This is a genomic window from Microbacterium sp. GXS0129, assembly GCF_044769785.1.
Classification (GTDB): Bacteria; Actinomycetota; Actinomycetes; order Actinomycetales; family Microbacteriaceae; genus Microbacterium; species Microbacterium nymphoidis.
Genome location: NZ_JBIZVZ010000004.1, coordinates 353,712 through 368,979, shown reverse-complemented (window position 1 = coordinate 368,979; position 15,268 = coordinate 353,712). Strand labels below are relative to the sequence as shown.

Here is a 15,268-nt window from a genome sequence, read left to right as displayed (position 1 = left end):
GGGAGGATCGCGCCGGTCCTCGGCCATCACTCCTGCGCGAGGATCGCGTAGAGCTTGCGCCGGGCGTCTTCCAGCACGGCGATCGCCGCCTCGACCTGAGCGGGGCTGCCGTCGCGGCCGACCTGAGCGGCGGCCTGCGCCAGCTTTGCACCGGCTTTCGGCAATGCCAGGTGGTGAGAGCTACCGGACGAGGCCGTCGAGCCCTCCCATGGCGCTGCGCCCTCGCTCGCCTCCGCTGCTTCACGTCCGGCGTCGGTGAGCGAGTACGTCTTGCGGCCCTCCGCCTCGTCGGCTTCGATCAGGCCTTCATCGGCCAGCAACTGCAGCGTGGGGTAGACGGACCCCGGGCTCGGCTTCCACGCGCCGTCGCTGCGATCCGCGATCTCCTGGATGATCTGGTAGCCGTGCATCGGCTGTTCGGCGAGCAGCGCCAGAATCGCCGCGCGGACGTCGCCGCGCGCCATCCGCGGCGGCGCGAACCGGCGCTCGAAGCCGTCACGCAGCTGCTCCATCGCATCCCACAGACCGTTCATCGGGTTGCCGAATCCGGGCATCGAGTTGCTCGCGTTCATGATCGTCCTCCTTCGCGCCGATGACGTCGGCGCATCAAGCGATATATACCGATATATCGCTTGATGCCGGGTGTCGCCAGATCCCTCGGCGCTCTCCCAGCCGACCCGCAGGCGAAGGGGCTTCTCGCGCGGCGGTCGCGGATCTGATTCCGGGCAGACGCCGCGTCGAGCGCTTCCCGAGAATCTCGCCACGACCGCTGTGGCGCCGTCCGCGGACGACGGGCGCCACCAGGACGACCGGACCGCCGATGTACAGGGTGAACACGACAGCGGCGCCCCTCCGCCGGGGCCGGCCGCTGAGTCGGTTCGGACGGGCGGGGGCATCGGTGCGGATCGGCGATGTCCGAGACGGGGCGTAGCGTGAGCGCATGCCCAAGCTGCCCGCGCCCTGCCTGTTGTGCCGCGGGCGGCGTTCGGAACGCGCCGACGGCTCGCTCCGGTGCGCCCGCTGCGGCTGGCGGTTCGGCGATGCCCCTGACCCTGACCTCCCTCCCCCGCGCGTCGACGTGGTCTACTACCTGCGCTGGCGGGACCGCATCAAGATCGGCACCAGCGCGAATCCGCGCCAGCGGCTGGCCGCGATCACGCACGAGGAACTGCTGGCGTTCGAACGCGGCGACCGGATCCTCGAGCGGGAACGGCACGAGCAGTTCGCGCCGCTGCGCCTCGGGGGCGAGTGGTTCTCCGCCGACGAGACGCTCAGAGCGCACGCCCTCCGGCTTCGCGGTGACCGTGACCCGTGGGATCGCTACGTTCGCTGGTTCGCGACGGAACTTGCCGCCATCACGGGGTGAGCTCCGGAGCATCGCCCTCATAACCGATGAGCCACCGGACACCCCACCGGTCCCGTACCTGACCGTCGTGTGACCCCCACGCCGTCGCGTGCAGCGGATCCAGCACGGTCCCACCCTTCGCCAGCTGATCGAACCAGCGCGTGAGAGTGGCCGGATCGGCTGTGCCGAGCAGCGCGATGGCCGCGCCGCGCATGTCGAGGGCGTCCTCCTCCCCCGTGGCGTCCGTGGCGTAGATGGTCACGGCTCCGACCAGCTGGCCGTGCGCTACAGCATCTGACGGGCCGTCAACGCGGTTGAAGTCGGCATATGAGTACCGGGTGACCTCTCCGCCGAAGACGGACTGGTAGAAGTCGAGTGCATCGCTGGCCGTGCCGGGGAACCACAGATACAGCGTGGGAGACGTCATGATTCTCCTTCGTTCAGGTGTCCTCACCCTACGCCCAGACGCGTGAAGAACGGGCCCACGCCGATGGCGCGGACCCGTTCTTCACGCGCAAAGCGCCGGGATGAGTTACTTGGCCGCGGTCGGCGGCGTGGCAGTGCTGGAGGACTCCGGCGAGGCCGACGCGTCCGGTGCCGGGGACTCGGTCGGCGTGGCCGCACCGAACTTGTCGGTGAAGAAGGTGGCCGATGCTCCGATGGTCGCGAGCTGCTGGTACTCGCCGTCGATCACGATGGTCGGCGTCGCACTGGATCCCGTCGCCGGGTTGGTCGGCAGCTTCTTCGTCGACCACGTCACGTACTTGGAGAACTTCGCCTCCTGCTGGCAGGTCGCGATGTCCACGCCCAGGTCCTTCGCGAAGCCGACGAGCTGATCATCGGTGAGTCCCTCGGTGTTCTCGGCGGGCTGGTTGGCGAACAGCGTGGTGGCGAAGTCCTGCAGCTTCGAGCTGTCGGTGTCCGCCACGCAGTAATAGGCGTTCGCCGAGCGGCTGGAGTAGTTGGTGCCCATCGAGAAGCGATCCAGAATCGCGACCGGGTGCACCGCGAGGGTGATGTCGTTGTTGTCGGCGAGCTCAGCAAGCTGCTCACCGTAAGCGCCCTCGAACTGGTTGCACGCCGGGCACTGGAAGTCGACGTACGTCTCCACGCGGTTCTCGCCCTCGCCGAACAGCAGGGCGCCGGTGTCCTTGTCGAGGTTCGAGGCGGCCGGTGCCGTACCGGAGCTCGTCGCGACGCTGTTACCGACGACGACGGCCACTCCGGCGCCGATCACGATGACAGCGACGATCACGCTGGTCCAGATTGCGAACCAGTTCGTCTTGCGGGCAGCAGCCTTCGCCATGTCTTCCTCTGTTCAGGGCCGTGGGCTCCAGAGCGGAGCCGCATTCAATGCGCTGGAATCCATTTTGCCCTGCACCTGCCTGAGCCTGCGGTGTGAGAGGGAACGATGACGTAACGCTCAGGGAACCGGAACCGGCACCACACCGAAGGGGGCAAGGCCCGCCGCCCCGCCATCTGCCGCCGTGAGCACCCAGATGCCGCCGTCGTGAACGGCGACGGAGTGCTCCCAGTGCGATCCCATCGAGCCGTCTGTGGTGCTGATGGTCCAATCGTCCTCTTCGACCACGACCTGCTCGGTGCCTGCGGTCATCATCGGCTCGATCGCCACGCACAGTCCCGGCTCGATCTCGGCGCCGAGACCGCCGGTCTCGTAGTTGAAGATGCTCGGCTTCTCGTGCATCTTGCGCCCGATGCCGTGCCCGACGAAGTCACGAAGGATGCCGGCCGGACGGCCGTGCTCCGACAGGGGATGCTCGACGATGTACTTCTCGATCGCCACACCGATGTCGCGTGTGTGCGCTGCCGTCGCCATGGCGGCAATTCCCGCCCACATCGAAGCCTCCGTCACCCGCGAGAGCTCCTCGCGATGAGCGACGAGCTCCGGGCGCGACGGGTCGGGAATGACGAACGTCCGGGCGGAATCGCCGTTCCATCCGTCGAACTCCGCCCCCACGTCGACCGAGACGATGTCGCCCGGCTGCAGAACCAGGGACCCGGGGATGCCGTGCACGACCTGCTCGTTCACCGACACGCACGTCGTGTGGTGATACCCCTTCACCATCTTGAAGTTGCTCTTCGCCCCGTGCCGGAGCATCTCCGCTTCCGCGGCTGCGTCGAGGTCGAGGGTGGTGATGCCGGGCCGGATGGTCGCGGCGACCGCGTCCAGCATGGCGCAGGTGATCCGCCCAGCCACGACCATCTGGCGCAGCTGGGCGGGCGTCTTGTACTGCGAACGGGGAAAGAGCCGCATCAGACCGCGACGGGCGCGAGACCGCGAGCGGCCAGCGCTGCGAAGATGCGCTCGGTGATCTCATCGAGCGTGCCGACGCCATCGATGGTGTCCACCACCCCGCGCTCCTCGTACACGGCGAGGATCGGCGCCGTCTCGCGCTCGTAGATGTCCAGGCGATGCGCGATGGCTTCCGGGGTGTCGTCCTCGCGTCCCTGCTCCTGCGCGCGCAGGGCGATACGAGAGATCGACTCTTCACGGGGCACGTCCAGCGCGATCACGGCGTCGAGCGCGACCCCCTGACCGCTCAGGATCTCATCCAGGTGGCCGACCTGCGCACGGTTACGCGGGTACCCGTCGAGCAGGAACCCGCCCGCCGCGTCCTCCTGCGAGAGCCGGTCGCTCACCAGTTCGCCGGTGAGTTCGTCGGAAACGAGGTCGCCCGCGGCGGTGATGGCCTGGACCTTCTTGCCGAGGTCCGTCCCCTGCTTGATGTTGGCACGGAAGATGTCTCCGGTGGAGACCACCGGGATGCCGAACGCGTCCGCGATGCGGACCCCCTGCGTTCCCTTTCCGGAGCCCTGCGGGCCGACGATCAGGAAGCGTGCAGAGGAGTTCGTCATCGGAGGAGCCCTTCGTAGTGGCGCTGCTGAAGCTGCGCGTCGATCTGCTTGACGGTCTCCAGACCCACACCGACGATGATGAGGATCGAAGCGCCGCCGAACGGGAAGTTCTGGTTGGCACCGACGGTCGCCAGTGCGACGAGCGGAAGCAGAGCCACGAGACCGAGGTAGATGGCGCCCGGCGTGGTGATGCGGTTGATCACGTACTCGAGGTAGTCCGAGGTCGGCTTGCCGGCGCGGATGCCCGGGATGAAGCCGCCGTACTTCTTCATGTTGTCCGCGACCTCGACGGGGTTGAACGTGATGGCCACGTAGAAGAAGGTGAATCCGACGATCAGCAGGAAGTACAGAATCATGTAGAGCGGGTGATCGCCCTTGACGAGGTACGTCTGAATCCACACGACCCAGCCCGGGATGTTGCCGTCCTTGTCGGGGTTCTGGTTGAACTGCGCGATGAGGGCCGGGATGTACAGCAGCGACGAGGCGAAGATGACCGGCACGACACCGGCCATATTGACCTTGATCGGGATGTAGGTGTTGGTGCCGCCGTACGTGCGACGGCCCACCATGCGCTTGGCGTACTGGACCGGGATGCGGCGCTGGGACTGTTCGACGAACACCACGAGCGCGACGACGAGGATGCCGACAGCCAGCACGAGGAAGAAGACCTCGGGGCTCTTGGCGGTCCAGATGGCCCACATCGAGGCCGGGAAGCCGGCGGCGATGGAGGTGAAGATGAGCAGCGACATGCCGTTGCCGATGCCGCGCTCGGTGACGAGCTCGGCGAACCACATGATCAGGCCGGTGCCGGCGGTCAGCGTGATGATCATCATCAGCTGTGCCCACCAGGCCGTGTTGGTCAGCAGGTTCTCGCACGCGGCGGGACCGCCGGTGCCGAAGAGCTGGCCGGTGCGCGCCACCGTGACGAGGGTGGTCGACTGCAGGAGGGCGAGTGCGATCGTCAGGTAGCGCGTGTACTGGGTGAGCTTGGCCTGACCGGCCTGGCCCTCCTTGTAGAGCGCTTCGAAGTGCGGGATGACCACGCGCAGCAGCTGCGTGATGATCGTCGCCGTGATGTATGGCATGACGCCGAGGGCGAAGATCGACAGCTGGAGCAGCGCGCCGCCGGAGAACAGGTTGACGAGCGAGAGCAGACCTTCGGAGGTCGATGCACTGGCGACACACGCCTGCACGTTCGGGAAGTCCACGAACGGCGCCGGGATGTGCGCACCCAGTCGATAGATGGCGATGATCAGCAGAGTGAAGCCGATCTTGCGCCGAAGATCCGGGGTGCGGAAGATCCGCGCGATTGCGCTGAACAAACTCGTCCTCCTGACGAAACGTCTATAAGCGGGAACGGGCGGCCGGGGTTTCGACCCCGGCCGCCCGTTTCACGACTCAGGCTCTGAGCCTCAGCCTACCGAACCACCGGCGGCGACGATCTTCTGCTCAGCAGAGCTCGAGACCTTGTCCACCTGGACGTTCAGCTTAACGGTGATGTCACCGTTGCCGAGAACCTTCACCTTCTCGTTCTTGCGCACGGCACCCTTGGCGACCAGGTCGGCGATGGTCACATCGCCACCGGCCGGGTACAGCTCCGAGAGCTTGTCCAGGTTCACGACCTGGTACTCCACGCGGAACGGGTTCTTGAACCCGCGCAGCTTCGGGGTGCGCATGTGCAGCGGCATCTGGCCACCCTCGAAGCCGGGACGCACCGAGTAGCGCGCCTTCGTACCCTTGGTACCGCGACCCGCGGTCTTACCCTTGGAGCCCTCACCGCGACCGACACGGGTCTTGGCGGTGTGAGCGCCCGGGACGGGACGCAGGTGGTGGACCTTCAGCACCTGCGGGCGCGCGGCGGGAGCCTCGGCCTTCGCGGGAGCCTTCTTGGCGGCCGGCTTCTTGGCGGCAGCCTTCTTCGGGGCGTCGACCGTCTCCACGGTCTCGTCCTTCTTCTCTGCCATTAGTCGATCTCCTCAACCTTGACGAGGTGAGCGACGGTCTTGACGTAACCGCGCGTCTGCGCGTCGTCCGGACGGACGACCGAGTCGCCGATCCGCTTCAGACCGAGCGAACGCAGCGTGTCGCGCTGGTTCTGCTTCTCGCTGACCTTGGACTTGATCTGGGTCACCTTGAGACGCGAGGCCATCAGGCACCAACCTTCTCAGCTGCAGCATCGGCAGCGGCCTGGGCCTCCGCCTTGAGGATCTTCGCGGGAGCGACCTGGTCGTAGTCCAGGCCACGACGGGCGGCCACGGCGCGCGGCTCCTCGAGCTGCTTCAGTGCCGCAACGGTCGCGTGCACGATGTTGATCGTGTTCGACGAACCGAGGGACTTCGACAGGACGTCGTGGATACCAGCGCACTCGAGGACGGCGCGAACCGGACCGCCGGCGATAACACCGGTACCGGCAGCAGCCGGACGCAGCAGGACGACGCCTGCAGCGGCCTCACCCTGAACGGGGTGCGGGATCGTCTTGAGGATGCGGGGAACGCGGAAGAAGTTGCGCTTCGCCTCCTCGACACCCTTCGAGATCGCCAGCGGAACCTCGCGCGCCTTGCCGTAGCCGACGCCGACGAGGCCGTTGCCGTCGCCCACGACCACGAGGGCCGTGAAGCTGAAGCGGCGTCCACCCTTGACGACCTTCGACACGCGGTTGATCGTGACGACGCGCTCGAGGAACTGGCTCTCGGCGCGGTCACGCGAACCGCGGTCGCGGTTCGGGTTGCGCTCGCGTCCACCGCGACGCGGCTCGCGCTCGCGCTCGGTGGTCGCCGCCTCAGCCGCGGGGGCTGCGGTCTCGGTCACTTCGGTCTCCTTGTTGTCGCTCACAGGCTCAGACCTCCCTCACGGGCGCCGTCAGCGATAGCTGCGACGCGACCCGCGTAGCGGTTGCCACCGCGGTCGAAAACGACCTCGGTGATGCCTGCTGCCTTCGCACGCTCGGCGACGAGCTCGCCGACCTTGCGCGCCTTGGCGGTCTTGTCCTCGGTAGCCGCACGGAAGTCCGCCTCGAGCGTCGAAGCGGAGGCAACGGTGTGACCCTTGCTGTCGTCCACGATCTGGACGAACACGTGGCGGGCGGAACGCGTCACGACCAGGCGCGGACGCTCGGCGGTGCCAACGATGCGCTTGCGAAGACGGGCGTGACGACGCGCGCGGGCGTCGGACTTGCTCTTCACAGCCATGATTACTTACCAGCCTTTCCGGCCTTGCGACGCACGACCTCGCCGGCGTAGCGCACACCCTTGCCCTTGTACGGCTCGGGCTTGCGGATCTTGCGGATGTTGGCAGCAGTCTCACCGACGGCCTGCTTGTCGATACCCGACACGGTGACCTTGTTGTTGCCCTCGACCGTGAAGGTGATGCCCGCGGGCGGGTCCACCAGGACGGGGTGCGAGAAGCCGAGGGCGAACTCGATGGAGCTGCCCTTCTGCGCCACGCGGTAACCGGTGCCGACGACCTCGAGGCCCTTGGTGTAGCCCTCGGTCACGCCGATGATGTTGTTGCTGATGAGGGTGCGCGTCAGGCCGTGCAGCGAGCGCGAAGCGCGCTCGTCGTCGGGACGAGTGACCAGAATCTGGTTCTCCTCGACCTTGACCTCGATGGGGCTGGCCACGGAGAGCACGAGCTCACCCTTGGGGCCCTTGACGGCGACCTCAGAGCCCTCGATGGTCACAGTGACGTTCGAGGGGATGTCGATGGGAAGACGACCGATACGAGACATCGCGGGTCACCACACGTAGGCGAGGACTTCCCCACCCACGCCCTTCTGGTCGGCCTGGCGGTCCGTGAGGAGGCCAGACGAGGTGGACAGGATCGCGATGCCCAGGCCGCCGAGGACGGTGGGCAGCTCGGTGGAGCGTGCGTACACGCGCAGACCGGGCTTCGACACGCGCTTGATGCCGGCGATGGAGCGCTCACGGTTGGGTCCGTACTTGAGCGAGAGGGTCAGCGTCTTGCCGACGCGTGCATCCTCGACGTTCCATCCGGCGATGTAACCCTCCTTCTGGAGGATCTCGGCGATGTGCGTCTTCAGCTTGCTCGACGGCATCGACACGGAGTCGTGGTGCGCCGAGTTGGCGTTGCGCAGACGGGTCAGCATATCTGCGACCGGGTCTGTCATTGTCATATGAATTTTCCTTCGTTCACCAGGTTTCGACGCCGCGGCAAAGCGGGCCGACCTGTGGTGGAGATACCCAAAGAGTCATCCTCTCATGCCGACTCCCCGCGCACAAAACGCAGGGAGTCGGCAGAGAGGTGATCTCGGGTGGGCGTTCCCGCCGGATTACGCCTGAGCGTCGTCCGACTTGAACGGGAACCCGAACTGCTTCAGCAGCGCGCGTCCCTCGTCATCCGTCTTCGCGGTGGTGACGACAGTGATGTCGAAACCGCGAACGCGGTCGATCTTGTCCTGGTCGATCTCGTGGAAGACCGACTGCTCCTGTAGACCGAACGTGTAGTTTCCGTTGCCGTCGAACTGCTTGTCCGAGAGGCCGCGGAAGTCGCGGATACGCGGCAGGGCGAGCGAGACCAGACGGTCCATGAACTCCCAGGCGCGGTCACCGCGGAGGGTGACGTGAGCACCGATGGCCTGGCCCTCACGCAGCTTGAACTGCGCGATGGACTTGCGGGCCTTGGTGACGACGGGCTTCTGACCCGTGATCGCGGTGAGGTCTGCGACCGCACCCTCGATCACCTTGGAGTCGCGAGCCGCCTCACCGACACCGGTGTTGACGACGATCTTGACCAGACCGGGGATCTGCATGACGTTCGCGTAACCGAACTCCTTCTGCAGTGCCGGTGCGATCTCGGACTTGTACTTCGCCTTCAGGCGGGGCTCAGCCGTTGCCATCAGAGGTCCTTACCGCTCTTCTTTGCGTAGCGCACGCGAACGGTGCGCTTCACGCCGTCCTTCGTCTGCTCCTCGACGCGGTGACCGACCTTGGTCGGCTTCTTCGTCGAGGGGTCCACGAGGGCGACGTTCGAAATGTGGATGGGGGCCTCGATGGTCTCGATGCCACCCGTCTTGGTGCCGCGCTGCGACTGGCCGACACGCGTGTGGCGCGTCGAGTAGTTCACACCCTCGACGACCACGCGGTTCGACTCGGCCAGGACCGCGAGGACCTTGCCCTGCTTGCCGCGGTCGCCGCCCTTGTCCTGCTTGCGACCCGTGATGACCTGAACCAGGTCACCCTTCTTGATCTTCGCCATGATCAGATGACCTCCGGTGCCAGCGAGACGATCTTCATGAACTTCTTGTCACGAAGCTCGCGACCGACCGGTCCGAAGATGCGGGTGCCGCGGGGCTCCCCGTCGCTCTTCAGGATGACGGCAGCGTTCTCGTCGAACTTGATGTACGAACCGTCAGGACGGCGCGTCTGCTTCTTCGTGCGGACGACGACGGCCTTGACCACGTCACCCTTCTTCACGTTTCCGCCCGGGATGGCGTCCTTGACGGTGGCCACGATGATGTCACCGAGACCCGCGTAACGACGGCTGGAGCCACCGAGAACGCGGATGGTGAGCAGCTCCTTGGCACCGGTGTTGTCGGCGACCTTGAGGCGGGATTCAGTCTGAATCACTTGTTACTCCTTGGATTCCAAGCAAGCCGAGGGCTTACTTGGCCTTCTCGAGGATCTCGACCAGGCGCCAGCGCTTGGTGGCGCTCAGCGGACGGGTCTCGTTGATGAGAACCAGGTCGCCGATGCCGGCGCTGTTGGTCTCGTCGTGCGCCTTGACCTTCGAGGTGCGGCGGATGACCTTGCCGTAGAGGGGGTGCTTCACGCGGTCCTCGACCTCGACGACGATGGTCTTGTCCATCTTGTCGCTGACGACGTAGCCACGACGAGCCTTGCGGTAACCGCGCTCGAGCTCGGGGGCCACCGTCTCGTCCTTCTTGTCAGCCATTACTCGGCCTCCTCCTTCGGCGCGTCAGCCTCAGCCTTCTTCGCCTTCGTCGCCTTCTTGGCCTTGGGGGCCGCCTCGACGGGAGCGGGCGTGGCACGAATGCCGAGCTCGCGCTCACGGATCACGGTGTACAGACGCGCGATGTCGCGCTTGACGGCGCGGATGCGGCCGTGGCTCTCGAGCTGACCCGTGGCGGACTGGAAGCGCAGGTTGAACAGCTCTTCCTTGGCCTTACGGACCTCCTCGAGGAGGCGCTGGTCTTCGAAAGTGTCGAGCTCGCTCGTGGCGAGCTGCTTGGTACCGATCGCCATTATGCGTCGCCTTCCTCGCGCTTGATGATGCGTGCCTTCAGGGGCAGCTTGTGGATGGCACGGGTGAGGGCCTCGCGTGCGAGCTCCTCGTTCACACCCGCGACCTCGAAGAGGACGCGACCCGGCTTGACGTTGGCGACCCACCACTCGGGCGAACCCTTACCGGAACCCATGCGGGTTTCGGCCGGCTTCTTGGTCAGCGGACGGTCGGGGTAGATGTTGATCCACACCTTTCCACCACGCTTGATGTGACGCGTCATCGCGATACGAGCTGCCTCGATCTGACGGTTGGTCACGTAGGCCGGGGTGATCGCCTGGATGCCGAACTCACCGAAGGACACCTTGGTGCCACCGGTGGCGTGACCCGAGCGACCCGGGTGGTGCTGCTTGCGGTACTTGACCTTGCGGGGGATGAGCATTACGCCGAAGCTCCTTCCGCGACCGGTGCCTCAGCGGCTGCGTTGTTACGCGGGCCACGACGGCGGTCGCCACGGTCGTCACGACGAGACTTGGGCGCGTTGGCCTGCTCGCGTGCGAGTTCCTTGTTGGTGAGGTCGCCCTTGTAGATCCAGACCTTCACGCCGATGCGGCCGAAGGTGGTCTTCGCCTCGTAGAAGCCGTAGTCGATGTTCGCGCGCAGCGTGTGCAGCGGCACACGACCCTCGCGGTAGAACTCCGAACGGCTCATCTCGGCGCCGCCGAGGCGGCCGGAGACCTGGATGCGGATGCCCTTGGCGCCGGCGCGCTGAGCGCCCTGCAGACCCTTGCGCATCGCGCGACGGAACGCCACGCGAGCAGAGAGCTGCTCGGCGATGCCCTGCGCGACCAGCTGAGCGTCGGCCTCGGGGTTGCGCACCTCGAGGATGTTCAGCTGGATCTGCTTGCCGGTGAGCTTCTCGAGGTCAGCGCGGATGCGCTCGGCCTCAGCACCACGACGACCGATGACGATACCCGGGCGCGCGGTGTGGATGTCCACACGCACGCGGTCGCGGGTGCGCTCGATCTCGATGTTGCTGACGCCGGCACGGTCCAGCTGCGTCTGCAGAAGCTTGCGGATGCGGATGTCCTCGGCGACGTAGTCGGCGTAACGCTGGCCGGGCTTCGTCGAGTCCGAGAACCAACGCGACACGTGGTCGGTCGTGATTCCGAGGCGGAAGCCGTACGGGTTGACCTTCTGTCCCATTACTTGCTCGCCTTCTTGCTGGAGCCGGCAGCCGTGTCAGCGGCCTCCGGCGTCGAGAGCACGACCGTGATGTGGCTCGTGCGCTTCTTGATCTGGAAGGCGCGACCCTGTGCACGGGGCTGGAAACGCTTGAGCGTCGTGCCCTCGTCGACGTACGCGTTCTTCACGTACAGGTCGCGCTCGTCCAGGAACTCGCCGTTCTTGTCGGCGGTGACCCGTGCGTTGGCCATAGCCGACGCGACGAGCTTGTAGATCGGGTCAGAAGCCGACTGCGCTGCGAACTTGAGGATCGCCAGCGCCTCTTCGGCCTGCTTGCCCTTGATCAGTGCAACGACACGACGAGCCTTCTGAGGGGTCACGCGGATGTGTCGCACACGTGCGATGGACTCCACCATTTTTCTCTCCTCTGCGTCGCCTTAGCGGCGACGGCCCTTCTTGTCGTCCTTCACGTGACCGCGGAAGGTGCGGGTGGGCGCGAACTCGCCCAGCTTGTGACCGACCATCGACTCGGTGACGAACACCGGGATGTGCTTGCGGCCGTCGTGCACGGCGATGGTGTGACCGAGCATGTTCGGCACAATCATCGAGCGGCGCGACCACGTCTTGATGACGTTCTTCGTCCCAGCTTCGTTCTGCGAGACAACCTTGCGAAGCAGGTGCTCGTCGACGAAGGGGCCCTTCTTAAGACTGCGAGGCATCTTCTTGACTCCTACTTACGCTTCTTGCCAGCATTGCGGCGACGGACGATGTACTTGTCACTTTCCTTGTTGGCGTGACGCGTACGGCCTTCCTTCTGACCCCACGGGGTCACAGGGTTACGTCCACCGGAGGTCTTACCCTCACCACCACCGTGCGGGTGGTCGACCGGGTTCATGGCGACACCACGCACGGTCGGGCGAACGCCCTTCCAGCGCATACGGCCGGCCTTACCCCAGTTGATGTTCGACTGCTCGGCGTTGCCGACCTCGCCGATCGTCGCGCGGCAGCGGACGTCGACGTTGCGGATCTCACCGGAGGGCATACGCAGCTGGGCGTAGGGGCCGTCCTTGGCGACGAGACGCACCGAGACACCAGCCGAACGCGCGATCTTCGCGCCGCCGCCGGGACGGAGCTCGATGGCGTGGATGACCGTACCGGTGGGGATGTTCTTCAGCGGCAGGTTGTTACCCGGCTTGATGTCAGCCGAGGGACCCGACTCGATGATGTCGCCCTGCTGGATCTTGTTCGGAGCCAGGATGTAGCGCTTGGTGCCGTCCACGTAGTGGAGCAGCGCGATACGAGCGGTGCGGTTGGGGTCGTACTCGATGTGAGCGACCTTGGCGTTCACGCCGTCCTTGTCATTGCGACGGAAGTCGATGACGCGGTACTGACGCTTGTGGCCACCACCGATGTGACGGGTCGTGATGCGGCCCTGGTTGTTACGGCCACCGGTCTTCGACAGCGGACGAAGCAGCGACTTCTCGGGCGTCGATCGGGTGATCTCAGCGAAGTCGGCCACCGACGAACCGCGACGACCCGGGGTCGTGGGCTTGTACTTGCGAATAGCCATGTTTCTCTACTCCTCCGGTCCTCAGCCGACAGCCGTGAAGATGTCGATGGTGCCGGACTTCAGGGTCACGATGGCGCGCTTGGTGTCCTTGCGCTTGCCCGTGCCGAAGCGGGTGCGACGGGCCTTGCCGACGCGGTTGAGCGTGTTGACCGACGCCACCTTGACCGAGAAGATCTTCTCGATCGCCAGCTTGATCTCGGTCTTCGACGCACGGGGGTCCACCTCGAAGGTGTACTTGCCCTCGTCGATGAGTCCGTAGGACTTCTCCGAGACGACCGGCTTCAGGATGATGTCGCGCGGGTCCTTGTTGATCGCGGTCATGCCGAGACCTCCTCAGCGGCGGACTTCGAAGCGACGAACGCGTCGAAAGCGGCCTTGGTGAAGACGATGTCGTCGGAGACGAGCACGTCGTAAGCGTTGAGCTGGTCGAAGTACAGCGCGTGCAGGTTGGCGAGGTTGCGAACCGACAGGGCGCTGATCTCGTCGTCACGGGTGAGCACGACGAGCGTGTTCTTGCCGGGGAACGAAGCCAGCAGCGCGGCAGCCTTCTTGGTCGAGGGGGTGCCCTCGATGCCGAAGCTGTCCACGACGTGCACGCGCTCGCCACGAACACGGTCGCTCAGCGCACCCAGCAGGGCGGCGGCGATCATCTTCTTGGGGGTGCGCTGCGAGTAGTCGCGCGGCTTCGGTCCGTGGACGATGCCACCACCGGTCATGTGAGGAGCACGGATGGAGCCCTGACGAGCGTTACCGGTGCCCTTCTGCTTGAACGGCTTGCGGCCGGCACCGGAGACCTCACCGCGACGCTTGGTCGAGTGGGTGCCCTGACGCGCGGCAGCCTGCTGCGCGACGACGACCTGGTGGATCAGCGGAACGTTGGTCTTGACGTCGAAGAGCTCGGCGGGCAGGTCGACCGAACCGGCCTTCTTGCCTGCAGCGCTCTGAACGTCGAGCTTGAGAGTCGTGTCAGCCATGCTCACGCGCCCTTCACTGCGTTGCGGACGTAGACGATGCGGCCACGTGCACCGGGGACGGCGCCCTTGACGAGCATGAGTCCCTTCTCGGCGTCGATGGCGTGCACCGTGAGGTTGAGGACGGTCACGCGCTCGCCACCCATACGACCGGCCATGCGCATGCCCTTGAAGACACGGCTCGGGGTCGAGGAAGCACCGATGGAACCGGGCTTGCGGTGGTTGCGGTGAGCACCGTGCGATGCCGAAACGCCCTTGAAGTTGTGGCGCTTCATGACACCCGCGGTGCCCTTGCCCTTGCTGGTGCCGACGACGTCGACCAGCTGACCGGCCTCGAAGACGCCGTCGACCGTGAGCTCCTGACCGAGCGTGTACTCGGCAGCGTCAGCGGTGCGGATCTCCGTCACGTGACGACGCGGCGTGACGCCGGCAGCCTCGAAGTGACCGGTGAGGGGCTTGGTGACCTTGCGCGGGTCGATCTGGCCGGCGGCGATCTGGACGGCGTTGTAGCCGTCACGCTCGGCCGAGCGGACCTGGGTGACCACGTTGGGTGCGAGCTCGATCACGGTGACCGGGATGAGCTTGCCGTTCTCGTTCCAGACCTGGGTCATGCCGAGCTTGGTGCCCAGCAGTCCCTTGGAAACCTTGGTGTTGATGTCAGTCATGTTCGATACCGGCCTTACAGCTTGATCTCGATGTTGACATCGGCAGGCAGGTCGAGGCGCATCAGCGAGTCGACGGCCTTGGGCGTCGGGTCGATGATGTCGATGAGGCGCTTGTGGGTGCGCATCTCGAAGTGCTCGCGGCTGTCCTTGTACTTGTGGGGCGAGCGGATGACCGCCACCACGTTCTTCTCCGTGGGGAGTGGAACCGGACCCACGACGGTAGCGCCCGCCCGGGTCACGGTGTCGACGATCTTGCGCGCCGAAGAGTCGATGACCTCGTGGTCATACGACTTCAGTCGGATGCGGATCTTCTGTCCCGCCATCTTTGTCTCTCTTTCCGCGTCGTACCTCTGGGGCATTGGACGCACGGGGCGCGGATTGCGCCTCTGGCACTCGCACACGGTTGGTGACCGTGCGATGCTGCACCACTGTTCTGCTGTCATCACCGGCGTGAGCC

27 protein-coding genes are annotated in these 15,268 nt (G+C 65.7%); 1 reads left to right on the top strand and 26 read right to left on the bottom strand.

What is annotated here, in order from left to right; translation table 11 throughout:
* Positions 1-26: 26 nt before the first annotated feature.
* Positions 27-572, bottom strand: a complete 546-nt coding sequence (locus tag ACIQJ5_RS14115; RefSeq protein WP_231091590.1) for a PadR family transcriptional regulator — start codon at positions 570-572, stop codon at positions 27-29.
* A 368-nt stretch (positions 573-940) separates the two neighbouring features.
* Here ACIQJ5_RS14115 and ACIQJ5_RS14110 point away from each other — a divergent pair, with 368 nt between their 5' ends.
* Entirely contained in the window at positions 941-1,366 is a 426-nt protein-coding gene (locus tag ACIQJ5_RS14110) for a GIY-YIG nuclease family protein (protein WP_402844851.1), read from the top strand.
* Here ACIQJ5_RS14110 and ACIQJ5_RS14105 read toward each other — a convergent pair.
* The 25 genes from ACIQJ5_RS14105 to rpsJ all read right to left on the bottom strand — a co-directional run bounded on the left by ACIQJ5_RS14105 (position 1,356) and on the right by rpsJ (position 15,134).
* On the bottom strand, positions 1,356-1,772 hold the full coding sequence (locus ACIQJ5_RS14105; RefSeq protein ID WP_231091588.1) for a VOC family protein: 417 nt from the start codon (positions 1,770-1,772) through the stop codon (positions 1,356-1,358). The genes ACIQJ5_RS14110 and ACIQJ5_RS14105 overlap by 11 nt on opposite strands.
* A 105-nt stretch (positions 1,773-1,877) precedes the next feature.
* Positions 1,878-2,651 carry a thioredoxin domain-containing protein gene (locus ACIQJ5_RS14100; RefSeq protein WP_231091587.1) on the bottom strand — a complete coding sequence of 258 codons (774 nt, stop codon included), beginning with the start codon at positions 2,649-2,651 and terminating at the stop codon, positions 1,878-1,880.
* A gap of 117 nt (positions 2,652-2,768) precedes the next feature.
* Entirely contained in the window at positions 2,769-3,620 is an 852-nt protein-coding gene (map, locus tag ACIQJ5_RS14095) for a type I methionyl aminopeptidase (RefSeq protein WP_231091586.1), read from the bottom strand.
* A complete protein-coding gene (locus ACIQJ5_RS14090) occupies positions 3,620-4,222 on the bottom strand; it encodes an adenylate kinase (protein ID WP_402844848.1) in 603 nt (200 codons plus the stop codon). Before ACIQJ5_RS14090 ends, map begins: the two co-directional genes overlap by 1 nt.
* Positions 4,219-5,544 carry a preprotein translocase subunit SecY gene (gene secY / locus ACIQJ5_RS14085; RefSeq protein WP_231091584.1) on the bottom strand — a complete coding sequence of 442 codons (1,326 nt, stop codon included), beginning with the start codon at positions 5,542-5,544 and terminating at the stop codon, positions 4,219-4,221. Before secY ends, ACIQJ5_RS14090 begins: the two co-directional genes overlap by 4 nt.
* A gap of 90 nt (positions 5,545-5,634) precedes the next feature.
* Positions 5,635-6,186, bottom strand: coding sequence for a 50S ribosomal protein L15 (gene rplO / locus ACIQJ5_RS14080; protein WP_231091583.1), 552 nt, complete (start codon positions 6,184-6,186; stop codon positions 5,635-5,637).
* Positions 6,186-6,371 carry a 50S ribosomal protein L30 gene (gene rpmD / locus ACIQJ5_RS14075; protein ID WP_167038504.1) on the bottom strand — a complete coding sequence of 62 codons (186 nt, stop codon included), beginning with the start codon at positions 6,369-6,371 and terminating at the stop codon, positions 6,186-6,188. Before rpmD ends, rplO begins: the two co-directional genes overlap by 1 nt.
* Positions 6,371-7,054 carry a 30S ribosomal protein S5 gene (gene rpsE / locus ACIQJ5_RS14070; RefSeq protein WP_372459797.1) on the bottom strand — a complete coding sequence of 228 codons (684 nt, stop codon included), beginning with the start codon at positions 7,052-7,054 and terminating at the stop codon, positions 6,371-6,373. Before rpsE ends, rpmD begins: the two co-directional genes overlap by 1 nt.
* Positions 7,051-7,410, bottom strand: a complete 360-nt coding sequence (gene rplR, locus ACIQJ5_RS14065) for a 50S ribosomal protein L18 (RefSeq protein ID WP_231091581.1) — start codon at positions 7,408-7,410, stop codon at positions 7,051-7,053. The genes rpsE and rplR overlap by 4 nt, the downstream gene beginning before the upstream one ends.
* Positions 7,411-7,412: 2 nt before the next feature.
* Positions 7,413-7,949, bottom strand: coding sequence for a 50S ribosomal protein L6 (rplF, locus tag ACIQJ5_RS14060; protein ID WP_402844843.1), 537 nt, complete (start codon positions 7,947-7,949; stop codon positions 7,413-7,415).
* Positions 7,950-7,955: 6 nt separating this feature from the next.
* A complete protein-coding gene (gene rpsH / locus ACIQJ5_RS14055; protein ID WP_231091579.1) occupies positions 7,956-8,354 on the bottom strand; it encodes a 30S ribosomal protein S8 in 399 nt (132 codons plus the stop codon).
* 156 nt (positions 8,355-8,510) lie between these two features.
* Entirely contained in the window at positions 8,511-9,077 is a 567-nt protein-coding gene (gene rplE, locus ACIQJ5_RS14050; RefSeq protein WP_231091578.1) for a 50S ribosomal protein L5, read from the bottom strand.
* Entirely contained in the window at positions 9,077-9,436 is a 360-nt protein-coding gene (rplX, locus tag ACIQJ5_RS14045; RefSeq protein ID WP_231091577.1) for a 50S ribosomal protein L24, read from the bottom strand. The genes rplE and rplX overlap by 1 nt, the downstream gene beginning before the upstream one ends.
* 2 nt (positions 9,437-9,438) lie before the next feature.
* Positions 9,439-9,807, bottom strand: a complete 369-nt coding sequence (gene rplN / locus ACIQJ5_RS14040; RefSeq protein WP_231091576.1) for a 50S ribosomal protein L14 — start codon at positions 9,805-9,807, stop codon at positions 9,439-9,441.
* Between the two features lie 34 nt (positions 9,808-9,841).
* A complete protein-coding gene (gene rpsQ, locus ACIQJ5_RS14035) occupies positions 9,842-10,132 on the bottom strand; it encodes a 30S ribosomal protein S17 (protein ID WP_269143071.1) in 291 nt (96 codons plus the stop codon).
* Positions 10,132-10,443 carry a 50S ribosomal protein L29 gene (rpmC, locus tag ACIQJ5_RS14030; RefSeq protein ID WP_231091575.1) on the bottom strand — a complete coding sequence of 104 codons (312 nt, stop codon included), beginning with the start codon at positions 10,441-10,443 and terminating at the stop codon, positions 10,132-10,134. The genes rpsQ and rpmC overlap by 1 nt, the downstream gene beginning before the upstream one ends.
* Positions 10,443-10,862 carry a 50S ribosomal protein L16 gene (gene rplP, locus ACIQJ5_RS14025; protein ID WP_231091574.1) on the bottom strand — a complete coding sequence of 140 codons (420 nt, stop codon included), beginning with the start codon at positions 10,860-10,862 and terminating at the stop codon, positions 10,443-10,445. Before rplP ends, rpmC begins: the two co-directional genes overlap by 1 nt.
* Positions 10,862-11,626: a 30S ribosomal protein S3 gene (gene rpsC / locus ACIQJ5_RS14020; RefSeq protein ID WP_231091573.1), complete on the bottom strand. Its 765-nt coding sequence runs from the start codon at positions 11,624-11,626 to the stop codon at positions 10,862-10,864. Before rpsC ends, rplP begins: the two co-directional genes overlap by 1 nt.
* Entirely contained in the window at positions 11,626-12,021 is a 396-nt protein-coding gene (gene rplV, locus ACIQJ5_RS14015) for a 50S ribosomal protein L22 (protein WP_231091572.1), read from the bottom strand. The genes rpsC and rplV overlap by 1 nt, the downstream gene beginning before the upstream one ends.
* 21 nt (positions 12,022-12,042) lie before the next feature.
* Positions 12,043-12,324 carry a 30S ribosomal protein S19 gene (rpsS, locus tag ACIQJ5_RS14010; protein ID WP_040162977.1) on the bottom strand — a complete coding sequence of 94 codons (282 nt, stop codon included), beginning with the start codon at positions 12,322-12,324 and terminating at the stop codon, positions 12,043-12,045.
* An 11-nt stretch (positions 12,325-12,335) separates the two neighbouring features.
* Positions 12,336-13,175, bottom strand: coding sequence for a 50S ribosomal protein L2 (gene rplB, locus ACIQJ5_RS14005; RefSeq protein ID WP_231091571.1), 840 nt, complete (start codon positions 13,173-13,175; stop codon positions 12,336-12,338).
* 21 nt (positions 13,176-13,196) lie between these two features.
* Positions 13,197-13,496, bottom strand: a complete 300-nt coding sequence (rplW, locus tag ACIQJ5_RS14000) for a 50S ribosomal protein L23 (protein WP_231091570.1) — start codon at positions 13,494-13,496, stop codon at positions 13,197-13,199.
* Positions 13,493-14,149, bottom strand: coding sequence for a 50S ribosomal protein L4 (rplD, locus tag ACIQJ5_RS13995; RefSeq protein WP_231091569.1), 657 nt, complete (start codon positions 14,147-14,149; stop codon positions 13,493-13,495). The genes rplW and rplD overlap by 4 nt, the downstream gene beginning before the upstream one ends.
* A 2-nt stretch (positions 14,150-14,151) precedes the next feature.
* Positions 14,152-14,811, bottom strand: a complete 660-nt coding sequence (gene rplC, locus ACIQJ5_RS13990) for a 50S ribosomal protein L3 (protein WP_231091568.1) — start codon at positions 14,809-14,811, stop codon at positions 14,152-14,154.
* A gap of 14 nt (positions 14,812-14,825) precedes the next feature.
* Positions 14,826-15,134, bottom strand: a complete 309-nt coding sequence (gene rpsJ / locus ACIQJ5_RS13985; RefSeq protein WP_040162964.1) for a 30S ribosomal protein S10 — start codon at positions 15,132-15,134, stop codon at positions 14,826-14,828.
* Positions 15,135-15,268: the final 134 nt, after the last annotated feature.